The sequence below is a fragment of the Glaciecola sp. KUL10 genome (genome assembly GCF_003203515.1).
Classification (GTDB): Bacteria; Pseudomonadota; Gammaproteobacteria; order Enterobacterales; family Alteromonadaceae; genus Glaciecola.
The window spans coordinates 215,313-236,067 of sequence record NZ_BGNG01000006.1; the positions used below are offsets into that span (position 1 = coordinate 215,313).

The following is a 20,755-nucleotide window of genomic DNA, read 5'->3' on the forward strand; positions in this document are numbered from 1 at the left end:
TTGTCTGTTCAATTTACGGACAGATTTAAAACTTGCTATACTCACTATTCTCGTTATTTTGAATGACGCAGTTGAAGTAAATATTACTCATCTGTGAATTGCATTCGCACTGAAAGTTTAGAGATAAAAAATGAAATTTGTTGATGAAGCAGAAATACGCGCTGAAGCTGGTGACGGTGGTAATGGTGTCATTGGGTTTAGACGTGAAAAGTACATCCCTAAAGGTGGCCCTGATGGTGGCGACGGCGGTGATGGCGGCAGCGTATTTTTGCAGGCAGACGAAAATCTAAACACGCTGATCGACTATCGTTTTGAACGCTTTCACCGAGCTGAGCGTGGCAAAAACGGTCAGGGTTCTGACTGTACGGGTAAAAAAGGTGCCGACTTAGTACTTCCTGTTCCAGTAGGTACACGCGCAATCGATAAAGACACGGGGGAAACCCTTGGTGATCTGACACAGCATGGTCAGAAGTTAAAAGTTGCGCAAGGTGGCTATCACGGTCTAGGTAACGCGCGATTTAAAAGCAGTACTAACCGCGCACCTAGAATCAAAACCGATGGCACACCAGGCGAAATACGAAATATCAGTTTAGAGCTTATGCTACTTGCTGATGTGGGGCTACTTGGCTTGCCCAATGCAGGTAAATCAACCTTTATACGCAGCGTGTCAGCAGCAAAACCGAAAGTGGCAGATTACCCATTTACGACATTGGTACCCAACCTTGGTGTGGTAAGAATGGAGTCTCAGTCGAGTTTTGTTATCGCCGATATACCGGGGCTCATTGAGGGAGCTTCTGATGGCGCGGGTCTAGGCATTCAGTTTTTGAAGCACCTTGAACGTTGCCGTATTTTGCTTCACATGATTGATTTAATGCCGGCAGACGAGTCTGATCCTGTTGAAAACGCATTAACAATCATCAATGAGCTAGAAAAATATAGCCCTAAACTCGCCGCTAAACCAAGATGGTTGGTGTTTAATAAAATTGATCTGCTACTTGAAGAAGAAGCCGATGAATTGTGCGAAAAAATAGCTGACGCAATGGGTTGGGAAGAAGACTTTTATCAAATTTCAGCCTTTCAAAAGCTGGGTACAAAAGAGTTATGCCGAGACGTCATGGACTTTATTGAAGCACTTCCACCAGAAGAAGAAGTGTTTAACAATGATGAGCAAGAATTTGTGTGGGACACAGATAAGTATCATGAAGAGACGATTTCTAAACATCAGCATGACGATGACCTAGATGACGATGATTGGGATGAAGATGATTATGATGTTGAAGTCATCTACAAAAAGTAAGTGTTAGCGTTTTAGTTCACCTATCAATTAACGGATTAAGTTGAAATGAAGATTTCTATGATTGCAGCAATGGCTAAAAATCGAGTGATTGGTGCTAAAAACGATATGCCTTGGCATCTGCCTGCAGATTTAAAACACTTTAAGTCCGTTACTATGGGTAAGCCTATTATCATGGGGCGTAAGACCTACGAGTCTATTGGCAGAGCTTTACCTGGACGCGTCAATGTAGTGATCACTTCAAATGCTGATGCTGTTTTTGATGGGGCTGTGACAGTGACTTCGGTTGAAGATGCAATTGTTGCCGCAGGTGATGTTGATGAAGTGATGATTATTGGTGGCGGTACGATATACCAAACCTGCCTAGCAAGTGCTAATCGACTTTATTTAACTTTTATTGACTTGGACGTAGACGGCGATACTTATTTCCCAGATTTTGAACAAGCATCTAAGTGGCGCGAAGTTGAAAGGACTGAGTATTTGGCAGATGAAAAAAATCCATACAACTATGAGTTCGTCACTTTCGATCGGGCACTTTAGAGCATGTATTTAAAGTAAGCTGTTGGTTTATACTTCAGTATTAGTCGCTTGTTTCTTTTTCGTTAGGCCAATGCTATAGATATACCCATATATTCCACTAAATAATATTGATGGTAATACGGTCAGCCATAAGTTGGGTGTTTCAAATAACACATTAATACTTACTACTAAAATCGACTGTAATAATAAAGCTGGTAGCGGTGTTACGAGCATGCCAGGTAGGCAGAAGCCAGCGCATTTCTTTTCCAAATAGCTTAGGTTTTCTGCAAACGTTTGTGTTGTAGCGCACCTGTCACTGAATAAAGAGATTTTAAATAAAGTAGGGATCACGAAAGGTAAACAAAATGCCTTATTACTTAGCTTTGTACTAAAAAACTCGATTAATACCGTGAAAAATAGGGTTATCCCTCCACTATATAGGCCCTGTACTAACGCCGCTTTTATCAGCAAATTTTGCTGCGATGTGACTAGGCTATTAGCATAATACGCCCAGCTTGCGTAGAAGCAAAAAGCGATTATTGCAGATAGACTTAAGCGTAAGATTGCTTTCATAACTTTATTGGGTTGTATTTATACTTCTACTGTTGCAAACATTAATGACAACAAACAGCGCATTTCAACAATCCAATGTTTACTCTTCGTGATTGAATATCGACTCTATACTGAGACCTTGTAAACGCAAGACTTCTTTCAGCCTATTTAGCGCTTCTACTTGGATTTGACGGACACGCTCTCTGGTTAAACCGATCTCGGCACCAACATCTTCAAGTGTCGCAGGTTCGTGACCCAACAGGCCAAAGCGCCTAGATAAGACCTCTCTCTGCTTGGGGTTAAGCGCTTCTAACCAGCGAACGATGTTCTTTTGCATATCGTCGGTTTGTAGTCTATTTTCAGGGCCGGTATCGTTTTCGTCAGCAATCAAGTCGAGTAGTGCTTTGTTTTCTGCATCGCCACCAATGGGCGTGTCAACCGAGCTTATCCTTTCATTGAGTTTGAGCATTTTCCGAACACTTGCCACCGGCTCACCCGTCGCTTCCGCAATTTCCTCCGGTGAGGGTTCGTGATCTAATTCTTGTGCTAACTGTCGAGCAGTTCGTAGATATAAGTTAAGCTCTTTGACAATATGGATAGGCAAACGAATAGTGCGCGTTTGATTCATTAGCGCCCGCTCTATGGTTTGTCTAATCCACCAGGTCGCATATGTTGAAAACCTAAAGCCTCTTTCTGGATCAAACTTTTCAACTGCTCTAATCAAACCCAAGTTGCCTTCTTCGATAAGATCAAGCAATGCTAAACCTCGGTTGTTATAGCGTCTGGCAATTTTTACAACGAGTCTTAGATTGCTTACGATCATGCGCTCACGAGCCGCCATATCGCCCTTTAGAGATGCTCTAGAAAATTTTACTTCTTCTTCTGCGGTTAAAAGGGGAGAGTAACCTATTTCGCCTAAATAGATTTGTGTTGCATCAAGTTGTTTGGGGGTGAGTTCTTCACTTGGATTCGTTTTTGTTTCTTCGCATTCAGAGCTTTCAACGTCTTCTAGAAGTGATTCTTTTTCAAAGTCTTTTGAGTTTGATTTATGTGACATAATTGCCTCGTATTGCCTTGCCGTTAAATTGGCCAGCTCTCGAGACTCTGTACAAGGGAACCAAAGAGTTAGTCTTATCTTTATTTTTATCTTTGCTTAGGTAGAAACTGAGTAGGGTCCAAAGATTTACCCTTTTTCCTGATTTCAAAGTGCAAACGCGTTTCGTTGGTGCCCGACCGGCCCATCGTTGCAATCTTCTGTCCTTGTTTAACGTATGTTTGTTCATCGACCAAAATCTTCTCATTGTGCGCATAGGCGCTAAGATAGTCATCTTCGTGCTTGATGATGACTAGATTTCCATATCCTTTTAATGCGTTACCAGCGTATACAACCTTCCCGTCAGTTGCAGCGATAATAGGTGAGTTAGCTTCACCTTTTATGTCTATTCCTCTGATAGTCCCGTCGCTGCCGACTACTGTGGTAGTTACTTTCCCTGATGCTGGCCAGATCCAACTATAAGTATAATCAGTAATCTTCGAACTATCGGCTTTTTTTATAGATTTTTTTCGATGTATTTTTTCCTCACCCTCACCATACGCCTGCGCATTATCTGGGTCAACTGCTACTTTGGTAGTTGTACTAGACTTTTGACTTAATACCTTGTTTTCTATCTGCTTATTATTTGAACTATTTTCACTTAAACGGAGCATTTGTCCCGGAAAAATTGAATAGGGTGCATTGATTTGGTTGATCCTGGCTAATTCGCGATAATCATTGCCGCTGTAAAAAGCAATTGAAAAAAGGGTATCGCCAATTTCAACTTGATAAGTATCAGAACTGATTTCAAAGCTAGCTTTCTGGGCTGGGGTGCTTGTATCTAAGGTTAAAACAGGTGCTGGCGTATGGTAATTTGCGCAGGCGTTTAGAAAAAGACCGAATAGCAATATTAAACAGCGTTCAGTTTTTTTGCGCACGCCCATTTCATTTACCTTAAAACTAGATATGCAATGACTGCAAGTGCGACCGTCGCCCAACCAATAATTTCTATATAATCTTTAAGCTTGGCTTCAATCGTCGGTCCGCCCCACTTGACAAGGCCGGCTACTAAGAAAAAGCGCATGCCTCGGCCAATTGCCGAAGCAATGATAAATGGGATTAATGCCATGTGCATAAAACCGGCTGTGATAGTAAAAACTTTGTACGGAATAGGCGAAAAACCTGCTAAGAATACTACCCACACACCGTATTGTGTGAACCATTGTGTGGCTAAGTCGAGTTTCTCTTGATAACCCATTTCTATCACTATGGGCTCAATGATAGTGTCAAATGCAAACCAACCAAGCGCGTAACCTAAAATCCCACCTAGCACTGACGCTATCGTCGTTATGGCTGCAAAGCGCCATGCTTTATCAGTTTGACTCAAAACCATTGGTGCGAGCATGACATCTGGAGGAATCGGAAAAATTACTGATTCAGAAAAGCTGAGCCCTCCTAAGTATTTTTCAGCATGTTTGTGTTGTGCCCACTTTAGACACATTTCATAGCAAGTGGTAAAAATTTTCAAAGTATTGCTCCAGCAACTAAGGGCACAAAACGCACAGATTCTACGGTTTGCTCAATAAATTCGTTTTCCTTTCGATCAATAATAAGTAGGCTTTGTTGTGCATCTCCAACTGGAATCACCAATCTACCACCATTGTTTAGTTGTTCAAGCAAAGCTCTAGGTACTTCAGCAGCAGCAGCAGTGACAATAATCGCATCATAATTTCCTTTACTCTTCCATCCTTCCCATCCATCTCCATGTTTCATTGAGACGTTGTGAAAGTCCAATTGGTTCATGCGTCGCTTAGCTTGGAATTGAAGTGCTTTAATTCGTTCTACAGAAAATACTTGCGCAAAAATACCCGCTAATATTGCGGTTTGGTACCCAGACCCTGTTCCTATTTCAAGCACAGAACGAACCGAGATTGATGCTTGTAGCAACAACTCGGTCATACGCGCGACAATGTATGGTTGAGAAATAGTTTGACCCTGCCCGATAGGTAAAGCTGTATTTTGGTAAGCTTTGTGTTTTAGCGCGTCAGGAAGAAAGTGTTCACGAGGTATAGAAGCAATCATCTGAAGCACTTGAGTATCCGAAACGCCCTCACGGTGAATAAGTTCGGCTAACTGTGTCCCTTTCTTGGTAAATGGACGAGTCATTTCAGTACCATCAAGTTGGAGTGTTCTCGGTGGTTTAACATATTAAATAAGCTATTGTTATGTATCATTTTATTGCTCATGATCTTCTAAAAGTGTGCATAGTTCCCTCAACACCGATGTGGCAAAGCAACCACTTGGCAAATCAAAGGAAAGCGTTAAGCTATCTTCAGCTAATGAGTATGTCATGTTATTTGGAAACAATGCCATCGCTCTGCGCTCTTGCTTTAACCCTAAGGCGGCCAGTAGTCCACAAATTTGATTATGTTTTTTACTAAGGCTATTTTCAAATTTTTGTATAGTCTGACTGGAATGCAAAAAACCTTTCCCCCAAAGTGGGCAGGTTACGCCAATATCCTTGTCTCCTATGCGTGTTTTTATTTTTTCGTCAATTGATTCACACAAGAAAAAGCTATTGCTACCTGCCAGTTGCATTACGTCGCCTTCGAACAATCTAGCATATCCTAAGGTACGTATTCTCTGATCAATAAATTCATTAAATAGCCAACTGCGTAGTGCGGAGATAGCCATGGAACGTTTATTGCGATTTCTTATCTCTTCACCATCGAGCATTTTTTGGGCTAAGGCAAGGTTGCCAGGTAGAGCACTAGGGTCATCTATCCTTGTATTGCCAAAGCGCTGTTGTCCATAATAATTAGGTACACCAAGTTGCTTTATGCTATCGATACGAGCGTGAATCTGTTCGTGACACAGACTAGTTGTATTGCGTAGTACCACCTTAAAATGATTGCCGTCTAATGCGCCGGTACGAAGTTTACGATCGTTGCGTGTCGCTTTTATTATTTGCGCACCGGGTAGGTCGAAGTTCTTCCAATCAGGTTCTTTCTTGTTGGCCATGTACAATCCAAACCATTGATAAGTCTTCGCAAATTTGTCTTTTCGACCAGCATAAGTCACGTCTCTTAAAGGTAAACCTGAAAACTTTGCAATGTGTTCAGCGACAAATGCAGTGTTGAGGTTTTGCTTCTCGACCCATAAAAAAACGTGTTCCCCATTGCCTGTTGGTTCAAAACTCAGTTTTTCAGTAACGACAAAATCATCAGGTTGCTGCTTGAAAATAAACTGACCAAGGCTAGGGCCATGGATTTTTGTCCAGTGGTCACTATAAGATATAGGTGAAGTACTTTTATTTGCTGGCGTAGGATTGTCGTTCATCTTATGAAGTCGCTTCAACTAAGACGCTTGCATGACAGGCGATGCCTTGCTTTTCCCCGACAAAACCTAGGCCTTCAGTAGTAGTCGCTTTGACGCTTATACATTCTATTGCAACCCCTAACGTACTGGCGATCTTCGTGCGCATGTCAAGAATATGAGGAGCCATCTTTGGTGATTGCGCAAGTATAGTGATATCGGCGTTACCTAGCTTAAAGCCTTTTTTAAGCACCTCATTATATACGCGTACGAGCAGTGTCAGGCTATCAGCGTTTTTATATGTATCGTCATTATCAGGAAAGTGATGACCGATATCGCCGAGGGCCAAGGCACCAAGTAGAGCATCGCATAGCGCATGAAGTGCAACGTCACCGTCGGAGTGAGCCACTAGTCCTTGTTGGTAGTCAATCTTTACTCCACAAATTGTTATAGGGCCCTCACCACCGAATTTGTGTACATCATAGCCGTGACCAATTTTAATTTGCATAGGGGTATCTCATATTATATTCGGTAAAATTTAGTGCGTTTTTCGCAGGTAAAACTCGGCTAAAGCAAGATCACTTGGTTTTGTTATTTTGATATTGCTTGCGTCACCCTCGACTAATGAAACATGGTGCCCAGCCATTTCGAGTGCTGATGCTTCATCAGTAATTTTCTCGGGGCTTGGGCATGATTCGATAGCGTCAATTAACATGCTTAGCTTTGCAAACTGGGGAGTTTGTGCTTGCCAAATAAGTTTTCTGTCGATTGTTTTTCTTATTCCGAGTATTTGTTTTTGCTGGTCAAAGTCAGACTCAGCTTGTTTAAGTGTATCTACACTTGGTGTTGCTAATATGGCAGCACCGGTTTTCTTTCCAACTTCCACGAGGTGCTTGATATTATGATGCTGAATCATGGGGCGAGCAGCATCGTGAACCATCACCCATGTATCTTTGCCATCTACTGAAGCTGCTTTTAGACCAGCAAGAACGGAATCAACGCGTTCATTTCCGCCAATTACTTTGATGAGTTTGGGGTGGCTTGCTATCCCTAAACTTGAAAAGTATTCATCTTGAGGGTGCAGCACTGCCACCACAGAGTCAATCATGTCAAAACTAAGTAGGGCTTCTAAAGTATGCTCAAATATTGTTTTTTTGTGTATTTTTAGATATTGCTTGGGTATCGAACTATTCATACGTGAACCGATACCAGCAGCGGGTACCACCGCAACTATTTTGCTACTCATCAATATTAATTACTCTTGAGGCAGGATTCGGTAAAATGTTTCGCCTTCTTTAATCATGCCTAATTCATTTCTAGCTCGCTCTTCCATCGACTCTAGGCCCAGTTGTAGGTCTTTAATATCTGCTTTTAACAAACCATTTCGTTGTTTCAAGTTAGCATTTTGCTCTGCTAAAGTATCTACTTGAGCTTGCATAGCACGATAGTCAGCAATACTGTTTTTGCCAAACCATAAACGGTATTGCAACATGGCAAAGGTGATCAGTAACACAGCGATTATAAATTTTCTCATCTACTACTCCTATGCCTGCCGTCAATATCGAATAACTCACACGAGTATATCTTAAATATTATGGCTTGAAGAGTTTATCCTTTAGCTTATTCAGCAACTCATCTTTCTTTTCATCAACCACATTGCTCAACTCTTGTTTTACTAAATCGTTTAAAGAGTCAGTATCGCCGTTTACAGCAGCCAATACATTTTCAACTGAGGCAAGTTGATTGTCTGATAGACTCAGTTGCGCGTTTACTTTCGCATTGAGTTTTTGCTTTAGTTCATTTAGGGCAGGGTTATCGCTATCTTTGAAGCTTGCAGAAATTGCGCTCATAATTTCTTGGTCTAAGTTGGACGAGACTCCGACGCTAGGGGACAGTAGAGAACCCGAAAAATCGGTTAAAAGACCAAGCTGGTCAACATTCTCAATGATACCTGCAATACTATTTGTGAGCTCTGTCTGCCCTTGCGCATCTAATACTAGCTTTTGAAAATTAAACTTACTATTACCTGAAAGTTCGTTTGCGACAATGCTTAAATTACCGGTACTGTTTAATACAGCTGATTCAATAATAGCACTTAGACTCTGTTGTGCTTCTTTAGGTACTAACTCTACCGCGCTCAATGCCAACCCGGCGATATCCCATTTTTGTTTCGAATTCACCAATCCATCAAGGATTTTAAAGTCCCCAGTTAACGATAAATTCTTGCCCTCTTCTGTTGCGATTGATTTCAATGCAAACTGAGTCGCTTGGTCAATTAATTCATGATTTTCAGTAATATCTGACCAATCGGATTGAATTAATTGATCAGCTAAATTAACGCTAATGTTGGCGCTTTTAATCCAAACGTTGGGCAAACCTGACGTGTCTTCTTCTGGCATTTCGGATGTCTTTGTACTACTTTGCTTAAGCATCTCGATGGCCATCAATAAGCCTTGTGTGTATAACTGAGCCTTGTCACCAAAAAGGTGTTCAGTTACCTGTCCAATGGCTGCTTCTTCACCAGCAACAAGCCCTTTTAGTAACGCGTAATCATCTTGTGGGGCTTGTTTCAATTGAGCGGCAGATGCGCTTAGTTCAGCTCTTGCTTGATTGGCGGTTTCTTTGAGAATTTTGGCATTTGCCAGGTCAGACTTAATTTTGGCTTTAAGTTCATCAAATGTCTTCTTTGCTTCCAGCAATTTGGCTGGATCTTTATAGTCAGTCTCTCTTAAAGACTGCATTTGGATTTTGTATGCTTCAATTTGTTCTTTTGAGGGTAGGGCTGCTGCTTGTTTCTTAAGGGGGGCCTCATACTTATCGTAAACGCCTTGTGCTTGTACTATCGCTTGTGTTGTCTTTAAGGGCGTGTTTTCCAATACTTCATCGACACTAGGTAAGTCCTGAACGGTTGGAAATTTAAACCCCTGACTGGGCGTTTGTGTTAGGACAAAACCTGCGTATTGGCGCGGCGTACCAAAAGAAAGTTCATCAATGACCAGTTCTTCGATGTGCAGTTTGCTTTGCATTAATGCTGAAAGACTCACATCCGCTATGGCACTAGCTATATAAATTTTGTTTCTTGTAGGTGTCGAGCTATCAGTAACCTCAACTCCTTCTAGTTCAAGTCCAAAAGGGAAAAGGCTATGGGACAGTGCGGCTATATTTACTTCGGCACCATTTGCATCAGACAATGCATTCTCAGCCATGTTTTTAAGTATCATATTTGCAAAGAATAGGTACGTGACGAGCAGCAAACCAATTAACGCAAGTGGAACAGAAAGCCAGTTCGATATTTTTCCTTCTTGTCGTGACATGCTCTTACGCTTCATTTTCGATTCCTTTACCTAATAAATGACATATTTAACTGCGGGCTCAATAATAACCCAACTTAGTATATGTATCCTACTTTTTTGCTCAAATACCAATCTAAAAAGACATCGTAAGATCTTGACAAAATAAGTGTTGTTTTTTCGTTAACAGTCTAGCGTTACTGGTAATAAAAATATATCGTAGCGCGAAATTTAAATCTGGTTTTTGTGCCCTGCTTTGGCATATCGAGAGGTAGTAAAATGTTGTTGGATCATAACGCTCAAAATGCATGTCCGATTCGTCAAAAAATTCGTGAGTTTTATCGTATTGATGAAGCACAAGCTATCGATCATATTTTGCCTGAGGCTGAAGTAAATATGCGAGCAAGAAGTCGCGCGTGGGAACGCGCGCGCACAATGGTTTTACAGATACGTCGCGAGCAAGAAGGGCACGGTGGAGTTGATGCACTTCTCAATGAATATTCACTGTCAACTGCCGAAGGCGTGGTTTTAATGTGCTTAGCTGAAGCTTTATTGCGGGTACCAGATAAACATACTCAAGACGAATTGATCAGGGATAAATTATCAAAAGGTCAATGGACCCCGCATTTGGGGAATAGCGATTCTTTATTTGTTAATGCATCCGCGTGGGGCCTACTGTTTACCGGTAATATGGTCAACTATGCTGATGAACGCAAGAAAGAGCAATTTGGCCTACTTAAAAAGACTATCGGCCGACTAGGTGAGCCGGTTATTCGTCGCTCCATGAACATTGCAATGAAAGTAATGGGTAAGCAATTTGTGATGGGAGAAAGTATTGAAGATGCTGTCGAACGCGCTGCCGACAAAGAGAAGAAAGGCTATGTTTATTCCTACGATATGCTAGGCGAAGGGGCGCGAACAGCTCAAGACGCTGAACGCTATTATCAATCATATGTCCACGCAATAAAAGTCATTGGCGCTGCGGCCAAAGGTAAAGGCCCAAGAAAAAGTCCTGGGATCTCAGTTAAATTATCTGCTATCCATCCACGCTATGATTTCGTTAAATATGAACGTGTTATGCAAGAGATTCCCGCGAAGCTAAAGACACTTTGTATGATGGCCAAAGAATACGACATCGGTTTAACGGTCGATGCTGAAGAGTCAGAGCGTTTAGACATATCGTTAGACATTATCGAGACAGTTTTTAGTGATCCAGATTTAGCAGGTTGGAATGGTTTTGGTTTAGCCGTTCAAGCATACCAGAAGCGCGCTATCTTTGTGATCGAGTGGTTGCGTGATTTAACACTCAGAGTTAATAAAAAAATGATGGTGCGTTTGGTCAAAGGTGCATATTGGGACACGGAGATCAAACATACTCAACAGGGCGGCTTCGAGCACTTTCCGGTATTCACTCGCAAAACATCTACTGATGTTTCTTATCACGCCTGTGCAAATAGAATGTTGGCTTATCGGGACACTATCTATCCACAGTTTGCAACGCACAATGCGTACACCGCATCGGTCATTATCGAATTGGCAGGAGACGACAAAGAAGGATTTGAATTCCAATGCTTACATGGAATGGGCGATTCTCTTTATGACCAAGTAGTGTCTGTTGATGGTATTCAAACACGTGTTTATGCCCCAGTAGGCGTGCACGAAGATCTATTAGCCTATTTGGTTAGGCGCTTACTAGAAAATGGTGCTAACTCTTCTTTCGTGAATGCTATTGTAGATGACAGTCTGCCGGTCGAGTCGTTACTAGAAGATCCTGTTGAACGCACCCAACGTTTGAGTTCACGTGAAAATAAGCAAATCACTTTGCCCATCGATCTATACGGCAACGAACGCAAAAACTCAAAAGGCTTTGATATATATGATGTTAGTCAAACTCAAGATTTGTCTAACCGTCTCGAAAAGTGGTTTGATAAACACACAAGTGCTCTTAACGAGCAACAGGCCAATGATACTGACAACTTTTTTACGGTAAAAAACCCCGCCAAATTAGACGAAATTGTCGGTTTTCATAAATTTGATTCAAAAGCGTCAATGCTTCATAAACTGGAAGCGAGTTTTATCGCGGGAGAGTCGTGGGCAAAAACCAGCGTTGAAGAGCGCGCAGACTTATTGATGCGAACAGCCGATATCCTCGAGCGTCACATGGATGAACTGATTGGCCTTTGTATAAAAGAGGCTGGCAAAATCACGGTAGATAGTATAGATGAAGTTCGAGAAGCTGTAGACTTTTGTCGCTATTACGCAGTTCAAGCCGAGAGGTTAGATAAGGAGAATCGTCTACAAGCAAGGGGCGTCATATTATGTATAAGCCCTTGGAATTTTCCGCTAGCGATATTTCTCGGTCAAGTGGTTGCAGCGGTAGTGACAGGTAATACTGTAATTGCTAAACCAGCCGAGCAGACAAGTTTGATCGCATTGCGTGCCATTGAACTAATGCGTTCTGTTGGCTTACCTGAAAACGTGGTCAATACTGTAATTGCACAAGGTCCAGATGTAGGTGAAACGCTTTTACCCGATCACCGTATTCAGGGAGTTATGTTCACGGGCTCAACTCAAACAGGCACCTTGATTTCTCAGATACTCGCTGCGCGTGGAACAGAACAAGTACCGTTAATCGCAGAAACAGGTGGGCAAAACTGTATGATCGTGGACTCTACCGCGCTGCCCGAACAAGTGGTAGATGATGTGATTGCCTCAGGTTTCCAAAGTGCAGGCCAGCGCTGTTCTGCCCTGCGTGTATTATTTGTACAAGAGGATATTGCCGACGCCGTAATCAACATGATCACAGGTGCCCTGAAAGAACTAACGGTAGGTGATCCCAGTCAGCTGGCAACGGACATTGGCCCGGTTATTGATCAGAAAGCTTTGAATACTTTGAACGCGCATGTGGATTTCATGAAAAAACTGGAAGGTAAAGGGCAAGTAAAGCTAATTTATCAAACGCCAACACCTGATAGCGGGTACTACTTCGCTCCTCGCTTATACGAAATAAGTGACATTGACGTGCTTGAAAAAGAGGTGTTTGGACCCTGTGTTCATGTCGTTAGGTTTAAAGGCAAAGAGCTAAATGGGCTAATCGACAAAATTAATGGAACAGGTTTTGGGTTAACCATGGGAATTCACTCCCGCATTGAAGACCGGGCATATGAATTAGCTCGATTATCAAGAGCGGGTAATATATATATTAATCGCAATATGATTGGTGCAATTGTAGGTGTTCAACCTTTTGGTGGACGTGGCCTTTCGGGGACGGGACCGAAAGCCGGTGGACCCAATTACTTGCCGCGTTTGATGAAAGAAAATGCTACGCCAAAAGACGGGGCTGTTGTTGACAACTTTGAAGATGATAAGGCGATTATCAGTGATGATAACTCAACGACAGAAGCTAAGCAGTTGATGCGACTGGCGACTGATGTTGAGAACCAATGGCGTTTGTCCCCGCTAAATGACCGTATCTCCTCTGTTAGACAATTGCTAGCTAAAATAGCAAACGTCGATATCGTTGAAGAGTTGGCCGATGATTTAAATCGCTCCTTAGCTACTGCGCGCGCCCAATTAATTAAGATTGAGCGCAAGTTAAAGCACCCTATTATGTTACCAGGCCCTACGGGTGAATCTAATACGCTTCATCTTGAACCGCGTGGCGCACTCGTTTGTTTTGCCGATAAAGAAGTGACCTTTGAATACTGGATGCTATCGATTGTGACTGCACTCGCGACCGGCAATGTTGTTATCTCGGTTGTGTCAGATTTGTTTTATGAGGAAGCGTTGGCGTTTAAAGATAAATTAAATGGGACAGGCGCACCAGACGGCGTGTTCCAAGTCGCAAGACTGAAGCATTTAGAGGCCTTACTTATCGAAACCAATCTCGCCGGAGTCGTTGTCGATAGTAATACAACCAGAAGTGCTTACATTGCGACTAAGCTAGCGCAAAGACCTGGCGCAATTCTTCCTGTGATTACAGCCGAGTACAATGACAATATGATTCAACGCTTGTTGACTGAAAAGACGATCAGTATTGATACCACTGCATCCGGTGGGAATACTTCATTGATGACCATGATTGAGGATGATGATTAGCGCGCCTAAATAAGTGCGGCTAGTGGGGGCCGCCTTTATTATTGAGTAGTTGGTGATAAGTCAATAACGCTATTTGAATGGGGCGTCACTCAGCCCCATGCCGCAGAGCAATATGACGATCATCCAAAATTCCATTTTTTTTACACATTTCAAACTTACTAGTTAAGTTATCATGTTAGACGTTGTAGAAACCGGCCTTAAACTAGTAGTATATGTATTAGCGAGCCGTCTAACGCCTTTCCAACTAACTTAGAAAGATAAATCTGTGAAAAATGAACTTTAGGCAAGTATTTCTTGCAACAATTATTTTTGTTTCACTAATTGCCGACGGAACTGAAGTACTGCAAGTTGGGGAGTTCTCTCAGTCCATAAGAAGTGCACGTGACCAAGGTAATATGGCACTTGCTGACACACTTACTAATGAATACTAGTCGCTTTCTTCCGCTCTAAATCAACATAATCATAAAGGGTTGGCGCAATATCAGGCAGCGGTGAATGACATGGTCCGCAACCGTTACGCTGAGGCCATTAGCCATGCGGAAAAATCCCTTACTTATTACGATTCTAACGAGGACGAACTCGAAATTGCGAGCTCTATTTCGTTGCTTGGCCGAATTTATCGCTATCAATCGCGTTATAACGAGGCGCTTCAACAGTTTTATCAAGCCCTACAAGTATTTCAAAAGTATGAGGATGAAGGAAAAATAGCAAGTAGCTATAACAGCAAGTAGCTATAACAGCATTGGTAACGTACTTGAAAAAATGGGGCAATATAAAGAGTCTTTCGAAAATCACCAATTAGCTTTGCAGATTGAGTATCAAATTGGTGATAGCTCAAGTGTCGCAAGTAGCCTCTATAATCTCGGAAACATCCGCTATAAAATGGGAGACTATCAACTTGCTCTAGATTATTTAAATGATGCCTTGAAGATTGATGAAGAAATGGGGGTGCTTCAGGATATCGCCTATAGTAATAACAGAATAGCGCTCGTGCTTGATGCAATGGGAGAGTCCGAACAAGCCGTTCCTTATGTGAGTAAGGCAATTGAGCTCTTTCAAGAAATAGAAGCCAAACGAGACGTTGATTGGGCGACAAGTGTTTATGCGAAGGTCCTTTTTTGCGCTGGACAGACAGAGAAGGCAAAGTCACTAATAACAGGGGTAATCAAGCGCGCCCAAGAGCAAAACTATCAAAGCTTGTTAATCGATGCTTATGTGATCATCTCTCAGATTCATCTGCAACAAGAGAATTATGATGAGGCTAGGCATTACATTACCTTAGGTCTTAATTTGGCCAATAAGACAGAAGAAATGGCACAACAAGCACTTTTCAATGGTTTATTGGTTGACGTATATGCTAAGGCTAATTCTTACAAAAGCGCTTTTGAGGCCTTGCAACAGCAAAAACAAATCAATGATAGAATTTTGGATGCAAAGCGCCTAGATGGAATTGCTCAGTTGCAAGCTGAGTCTGAATACGTCAGAAAGGCTCATAAAATTCAGCTCCTTGAAAAAGATAGAGAGCTTCAAAGCGCACAACTTGAACAACAAAAATTGGAATCTAAGTTAGCGATCGAAGAACGCCAAAGAGTCTTAATAGAATTGCAAATGGACAATGCAAATACTCAATTGGCCCTCAGTGAAGAAAAGCAGTCAAGGCAAGCGAATTTCTTTGTGTTTTTAATTATTCTTGGGCTTTTCAGTATGCTCATTGTCTTGCTTTTTCAAAGGCGAAAAATGTCAGAACTGCAAGCTCAAAATGCTAGGCAACTTGTAGAGCGAAAGAATAAGATGCTTTCTGATGTTTCTCACGAGCTGCGTACTCCTTTAACTTCGATTAAACTTCAAATAGAAATGCTTGAGCATGAACTTGCCGAGGACCCCAAGCAGGCCTACTCCTTGGTTCATAGTAAAATTGCTAGTTTGAACTATCTGATTAGTAATTTATTTCAGTTGGCAAAAGCAGACTCCGGCGATTTAGAACTCAATATTCATGAAGTTGAGTTTCGCGACTGGCTATCAGAGTTTCTTCAACAACAACACAGGCAACTTGCGGAACATAAACTTGAGCTATCAAGTCAGCTAGAGATCGAAAAATCGCTTCTTTTTGAGTGCGATTTAGATCGCATCAAGCAGGTTATCGAGAATCTGATGAGTAATTCATGTCGATATACCCATGAAGGGGGGCAGGTAGTATTTAAGTGCTTCACGCAAGACGAACAAATTATACTTAGCATTGAAGATAGCGCCCCTGGCGTTGGTGAACACGAGCTTCCTCATTTATTCGAAAGGCTCTACAGAACAGATAAGTCAAGGAGTAGCCAATCTGGTGGTTCAGGTATTGGGCTTAGTATTGTTAAAGCCTATGTGACAGCGCATAAAGGAAGGGTTTGGGCATCTCAAAGTGATTTAGGAGGGCTGAAAATTGAGCTCTTTTTCCCACTTAAACAAAATAAAGGGCAGGACGCACAGAAATGAAGCAACAGCATATCATGATTATCGAAGACGAAGCACCGATTGCAGAGGCAATCAAACGATTTTTAAACCATGATGGCTTTCATTGCACAATTCTGAACAATGGTTTAGAAGCAGAGCAATTAGTAACGCGATACCAACCTGATCTCATAATCTTGGATATCATGTTACCCGGTGGAGACGGTATTCAGATCTGTCAAACGTTAAGACAAAGTACACAAGTTCCGATTATCTTATTGACTGCCCGTACTTCAGAGTCTGACCGCTTAGAGGGTTTGCGCGCTGGTGCAGATGACTATATATGCAAACCTTTTAGCGCCCCAGAACTCGTGTTGCGAGTAAAAGCTATCTTGAGAAGAGCGAATAATAGCGATTGGGTGAATAAAAACGCGCTTACACTTGATACTGGGACTCAGCATGCTCGTTTAGGAAACCAAGAGGTTGAATTGACGACGGTTGAATTTGCATTGTTAAGTGCACTGGTCGAGAGTCCTAACCGTATTTTTTCAAGAGATAAGTTGATGAGTGTCATTTATAAAGATAATCGAATCGTGTCTGATCGCACTGTAGATAGCCATATAAGCAAACTCAGAAAAAAGATTAACTCTATGGCCGAGCAAGATGAACTTATCGTCAGTGTTTATGGAGCGGGTTACAAATATACGCCAATTGTTCAACCTTTGTAATGTTGACTTCAATTAGTCCTTGCGAAGCTACAACCTCTACATTAAACGCTCTTTGGTTCTGCGCTTACGACCAAATAACCCCATGATGAAACCAACATTGGCTGATATTAAAGCTAGGATAGTTCCTCGCGTAAACCATTCCATTTTATCGGCTTTATCTTTTTCTGATATCCTAACTTTCAAGTCATTTATTTCCTCAAGGTGCGCAGTGATTTGGCGATTGAGGTCTACCTTTTGCTCTTTTGAGATTGCTAAATTGCCATTAATTGCAGAAATCTCTGCCGTCAGTTCGTCAATTCTGACTTGTAGTTCGTCTACTTCTCGTTCTTTATCTTTTAGCGCAAGCCTTATCGAAGGGTTGCGACTGACAAATTTCATTTCAACCCACCCAGTACGTTGACGATCATCAATAATCTCAACATAACCAGCGGCCCGGTCAACTTGAAGTAAACGTACTTCAGTACCTGCAGATACCGAGCCTAAGAGCCGAAACTCTGAACTAGGACCTGCGCGCATATATGTAAAAAGGTCATCGGAAATATACCTAATATTTGCAGAGTCATCGTTTGGTTCTGCGCTTTGTTGAGCGAAGAGGCTTGAACTTGAAAATACAATTAGGCAGATAAGTAAAAAGCTAAGTAACTGTTTCATGGCAGAATATTAGTTTTCATTTTTTTATATAGAGTATTCGCAAATGCAGAAATTAACAAGGATGAAAGAAATCGCATTGCGCAAGTCGCAATGCTCCTATACCCTTTTGACAATCTAATCGTGAGAATATTTGTAAAAATAAAGACGCATGGAAATAGAACTTAAACTCGCTTCACCTGACGATGCGCTAGATATATTTGAACGCAGCGTTTTGCCTTTATTAAAAGGCGAAATAACGCGTGAAGAGCATCAACTGTTTAATGAGTACTTCGATACACCGGATCAACTTTTGGGCCAACGTAAAATTGGTTTCCGAATACGCGTCAAAAACGAAGAAATTGAACAAACGGTTAAAACCAAAGGAAGTGTCGAGGGCGGCTTGCATCAACGTCCAGAGTATAATATCGAATTGCAAGAAGCTAAGCCTGATTTAACAAAATTTGATGCGGATATTTGGGCGCCAGACTTTGACGTAGAAGCAATTAATCAGCAATTAGTTTCAATGTTCACGACAAATTTCAGGCGCGTGACATTTGACCTTATTAATGGCGATGATCATATTGAAATAGTATTTGATCAGGGTGACGTTAAGAATCAGAGTGGACGATTGCCGATCAGTGAAATTGAAATCGAGCTTAAGAAAGGTGACCCTAGTGCCTTGTTTGATATTGCTGATCAAATATCTCAATTTATCGCGGTAAGATTGAGTAATACCACTAAAGCATCTCGCGGTTATCAACTCGTTACAGGTAATTTACCAGAAACAAAAAACCTACCCAAATTTTTACGTCTAAACGAAACTCACACTACTGAAGAAGCTCTTTGCTTAGCAATTCAAACAGCGTTAAAGCACTGGCAGCATCATGAGCACGTGTATCTGCAGTCTGGACACTTGCGTGCATTACATCGCATTGCAGAAAGCATTGAGTTACTACTGCAAAGTGTATCGTTATATTTGCCTGTGCTTCAATGTATGGAATTACTCTTTTTACACAAACAATTACTGACTTTACATGAGCAGTGGAGATGGCAAGAAGATTTAGTGTGTATCCGAAAGTTAAGGTCGCGCAAAGGTCCATTTAGCAGAAAGATACCCAAAAGTCAGATGCTAATGAGTTACCTCAACGGCCGGAGAGAAGGACTTTTGGCCGTTCAATCGCCTGAAAATTTACTAGCTTCAAGAGAAAGTATATTGGTGCAATTATCTGCTTCTAGAATTCTCGTTGAGAAACCTTGGAGACAGCAGGTGATGAGTTATGATTCACTCGTACTAGAGCATGCAAAAGGTTGGCTATCACAAGGTTACCAAACTGTTATGCAGAGCCTGCCAAAAAAGCAAGCGATGGACCATCACAACTACCTTGCCTTGGAAATGTTGCTTCGAACAACCTTGATCAATGGTTTTTTACTGGCAGAGCTTTTCGTTGAAAGTCGCGGTAAATTTAGAGCGCCATGGTTAGATTTACTGACGGGCCTAAAAGAAATCAAATCGCTAGTGTTTCTCAATGAAGTACTCAAAGAAGTTGAAGTAAACGACGTGGAAGACCTAGACGACTGGATAAAAGAAAAGCTTAAAAGTGTCATTACGGTGATGGAGCGAAGTCGAAAGGTAGCAATGAGTGCCGATGTCTATTGGTAACCTTTAGTTATCAACTGTGTGTTTACTTAGCTTAGGCTTTGATATCAATAGATGGGCGAGTGGCTGAATATCGTCTATCTCTTCCGGTGCGTGTATCTAACAAAGGCTTAATGTGTCGTTTTCTTCGGTCTTCACCTTGGCGTTTCTCTTGAGCTTTAATAACTTGAACGCCCTCTTGCTTCGCAGAATCGTTGCCCGTATCTGCTTTGTCTAAAGATACTGCAGGTTTTGTCGTCGCCCTAACTTTGGTTGTTCTGTTGGGCAAAAAATAAGATGGGATAATCACGATTTCCGTTCCTTTTCTTAGTTTTTTTGTACTCTATTAAAAGAGTTTTCCGTGTTCGGCTTAGTTATCGGCAACATAAGTCAAACCTTTAGACTTTTTTTAGTTATTTTTAAAAAAACACTGTAAAAGACTAACTTAATCTGTAAAGCATGCAACTTTTTAATTGAACTAGACGTAATTTATTGCATACACGACCTTTGCGAGGGGTCTTCTTTAAACAATCCATTAAGACGTTAGGAGAGGAAATGAGAACAATGTTCAAAGTTATTACTTTGGTATCCGTTTTACTTACTGGTTGTGTGAGTTGGGTGCTTGCTAAGAGCCCATTCAGTGACATGCCTGGGGGGGAATACAAAGTGGATTTAAGTCACGCAAGTATTGTGTGGAAAGTGTCTCATTTAGGTTTGTCTGACTATGTAGCCCGTTTTGCAGATTTCGATGCTAGCATCGATTTTGACCCAATAAATGTTCGCAACAGTAAGGTAAAAGCGACGATTAACCCTATGTCGATTCAAACTGCCTATCCAAATGCAGATGAAAAGAACTTTGATAAAATTTTGGCGACAGATAAGGGGTGGTTCAACGCAAATAAATATACATCAATAAACTTTGAATCCACTTCTATAAAGATGACAGGTGAAAAGACGGCTGTCATGTTGGGTGATTTGAACTTTTTGGGTGTAACTAAGCAGGTTGAACTCAATGTAGTTTTCAATGGTGCAATGGCTGTGCAGCCATTTAGTCGTAAGCCAACGATGGGGTTCTCAGCTTCCGCAGTCATCAAACGCTCAGATTGGGGCATGTCGAAGTACGTGCCGAGTATCGGTGATGAGGTTACGGTGATGATTGAAGGTGAGTTTGCTCACCATGAAGATTGATCAATTTTGTAAGTGGATAAAAACGAGATGCAATACCAA

Annotated in this window: 20 protein-coding genes; 9 read left to right on the forward strand and 11 right to left on the reverse strand. The window is 41.6% G+C overall.

Annotation, left to right across the window (positions count from 1 at the left end; genetic code table 11):
- Positions 1–130 precede the first annotated feature (130 nt).
- Positions 131–1,297 (forward strand): Obg family GTPase CgtA, encoded by a 1,167-nt coding sequence (gene cgtA / locus KUL10_RS12100; protein ID WP_110429189.1) that lies wholly within the window; start codon positions 131–133, stop codon positions 1,295–1,297.
- A gap of 45 nt (positions 1,298–1,342) precedes the next feature.
- Complete coding sequence (folA, locus tag KUL10_RS12105) at positions 1,343–1,834, forward strand: type 3 dihydrofolate reductase (protein WP_110429190.1); 492 nt, start codon at positions 1,343–1,345, stop codon at positions 1,832–1,834.
- Between the two features lie 631 nt (positions 1,835–2,465).
- Here folA and rpoS read toward each other — a convergent pair.
- The 9 genes from rpoS to KUL10_RS12155 form a co-directional block, all read right to left on the reverse strand.
- Complete coding sequence (gene rpoS, locus KUL10_RS12115; RefSeq protein ID WP_373415187.1) at positions 2,466–3,458, reverse strand: RNA polymerase sigma factor RpoS; 993 nt, start codon at positions 3,456–3,458, stop codon at positions 2,466–2,468.
- 50 nt (positions 3,459–3,508) lie between these two features.
- Positions 3,509–4,342 carry a peptidoglycan DD-metalloendopeptidase family protein gene (locus KUL10_RS12120; protein ID WP_110429193.1) on the reverse strand — a complete coding sequence of 278 codons (834 nt, stop codon included), beginning with the start codon at positions 4,340–4,342 and terminating at the stop codon, positions 3,509–3,511.
- Positions 4,343–4,347: 5 nt separating this feature from the next.
- A complete protein-coding gene (locus KUL10_RS12125) occupies positions 4,348–4,926 on the reverse strand; it encodes a YqaA family protein (RefSeq protein WP_110429194.1) in 579 nt (192 codons plus the stop codon).
- Complete coding sequence (locus tag KUL10_RS12130) at positions 4,923–5,564, reverse strand: protein-L-isoaspartate(D-aspartate) O-methyltransferase (protein WP_110429195.1); 642 nt, start codon at positions 5,562–5,564, stop codon at positions 4,923–4,925. The genes KUL10_RS12125 and KUL10_RS12130 overlap by 4 nt, the downstream gene beginning before the upstream one ends.
- Positions 5,565–5,633: 69 nt before the next feature.
- Positions 5,634–6,737, reverse strand: a complete 1,104-nt coding sequence (gene truD / locus KUL10_RS12135; protein WP_110429196.1) for a tRNA pseudouridine(13) synthase TruD — start codon at positions 6,735–6,737, stop codon at positions 5,634–5,636.
- 1 nt (position 6,738) lies between these two features.
- Complete coding sequence (gene ispF, locus KUL10_RS12140) at positions 6,739–7,221, reverse strand: 2-C-methyl-D-erythritol 2,4-cyclodiphosphate synthase (RefSeq protein WP_110429197.1); 483 nt, start codon at positions 7,219–7,221, stop codon at positions 6,739–6,741.
- A gap of 30 nt (positions 7,222–7,251) precedes the next feature.
- Entirely contained in the window at positions 7,252–7,959 is a 708-nt protein-coding gene (gene ispD, locus KUL10_RS12145) for a 2-C-methyl-D-erythritol 4-phosphate cytidylyltransferase (RefSeq protein WP_110429198.1), read from the reverse strand.
- Between the two features lie 9 nt (positions 7,960–7,968).
- Positions 7,969–8,247 (reverse strand): cell division protein FtsB, encoded by a 279-nt coding sequence (gene ftsB, locus KUL10_RS12150; protein WP_110429199.1) that lies wholly within the window; start codon positions 8,245–8,247, stop codon positions 7,969–7,971.
- Positions 8,248–8,305: 58 nt separating this feature from the next.
- On the reverse strand, positions 8,306–10,042 hold the full coding sequence (locus tag KUL10_RS12155) for a TIGR03545 family protein (RefSeq protein WP_110429200.1): 1,737 nt from the start codon (positions 10,040–10,042) through the stop codon (positions 8,306–8,308).
- 240 nt (positions 10,043–10,282) lie between these two features.
- Between KUL10_RS12155 and putA the strand changes: the two genes are divergently transcribed.
- The 5 genes from putA (at position 10,283) to KUL10_RS12175 (ending at position 17,262) form a co-directional block, all read left to right on the forward strand.
- On the forward strand, positions 10,283–14,101 hold the full coding sequence (gene putA, locus KUL10_RS12160) for a bifunctional proline dehydrogenase/L-glutamate gamma-semialdehyde dehydrogenase PutA (protein ID WP_110429201.1): 3,819 nt from the start codon (positions 10,283–10,285) through the stop codon (positions 14,099–14,101).
- Between the two features lie 272 nt (positions 14,102–14,373).
- A complete protein-coding gene (locus tag KUL10_RS18635) occupies positions 14,374–14,532 on the forward strand; it encodes a hypothetical protein (protein ID WP_158525378.1) in 159 nt (52 codons plus the stop codon).
- A 69-nt stretch (positions 14,533–14,601) separates the two neighbouring features.
- Complete coding sequence (locus KUL10_RS12165; protein WP_110429202.1) at positions 14,602–14,832, forward strand: tetratricopeptide repeat protein; 231 nt, start codon at positions 14,602–14,604, stop codon at positions 14,830–14,832.
- Positions 14,833–14,863: 31 nt separating this feature from the next.
- The gene (locus KUL10_RS12170; RefSeq protein ID WP_110429203.1) at positions 14,864–16,579 is read left to right on the forward strand and encodes an ATP-binding protein; all 1,716 of its coding nucleotides are present in this window, start codon (positions 14,864–14,866) and stop codon (positions 16,577–16,579) included.
- Complete coding sequence (locus KUL10_RS12175; RefSeq protein ID WP_110429204.1) at positions 16,576–17,262, forward strand: response regulator transcription factor; 687 nt, start codon at positions 16,576–16,578, stop codon at positions 17,260–17,262. The genes KUL10_RS12170 and KUL10_RS12175 overlap by 4 nt, the downstream gene beginning before the upstream one ends.
- A gap of 36 nt (positions 17,263–17,298) precedes the next feature.
- On the opposite strand, the gene KUL10_RS12180 is transcribed toward KUL10_RS12175, so the two are convergent.
- Positions 17,299–17,913 carry a TIGR04211 family SH3 domain-containing protein gene (locus KUL10_RS12180; RefSeq protein WP_110429205.1) on the reverse strand — a complete coding sequence of 205 codons (615 nt, stop codon included), beginning with the start codon at positions 17,911–17,913 and terminating at the stop codon, positions 17,299–17,301.
- A 148-nt stretch (positions 17,914–18,061) separates the two neighbouring features.
- Between KUL10_RS12180 and KUL10_RS12185 the strand changes: the two genes are divergently transcribed.
- Complete coding sequence (locus KUL10_RS12185; RefSeq protein WP_110429206.1) at positions 18,062–19,552, forward strand: inorganic triphosphatase; 1,491 nt, start codon at positions 18,062–18,064, stop codon at positions 19,550–19,552.
- 31 nt (positions 19,553–19,583) lie between these two features.
- Here the strand turns inward: KUL10_RS12185 and KUL10_RS12190 are convergent, their stop codons facing one another.
- Positions 19,584–19,838 (reverse strand): hypothetical protein, encoded by a 255-nt coding sequence (locus KUL10_RS12190; protein ID WP_110429207.1) that lies wholly within the window; start codon positions 19,836–19,838, stop codon positions 19,584–19,586.
- 245 nt (positions 19,839–20,083) lie between these two features.
- On the opposite strand from KUL10_RS12190, the gene KUL10_RS12195 reads away from it, so the two are divergent.
- Entirely contained in the window at positions 20,084–20,716 is a 633-nt protein-coding gene (locus tag KUL10_RS12195) for a YceI family protein (protein ID WP_233499803.1), read from the forward strand.
- Positions 20,717–20,755: the final 39 nt, after the last annotated feature.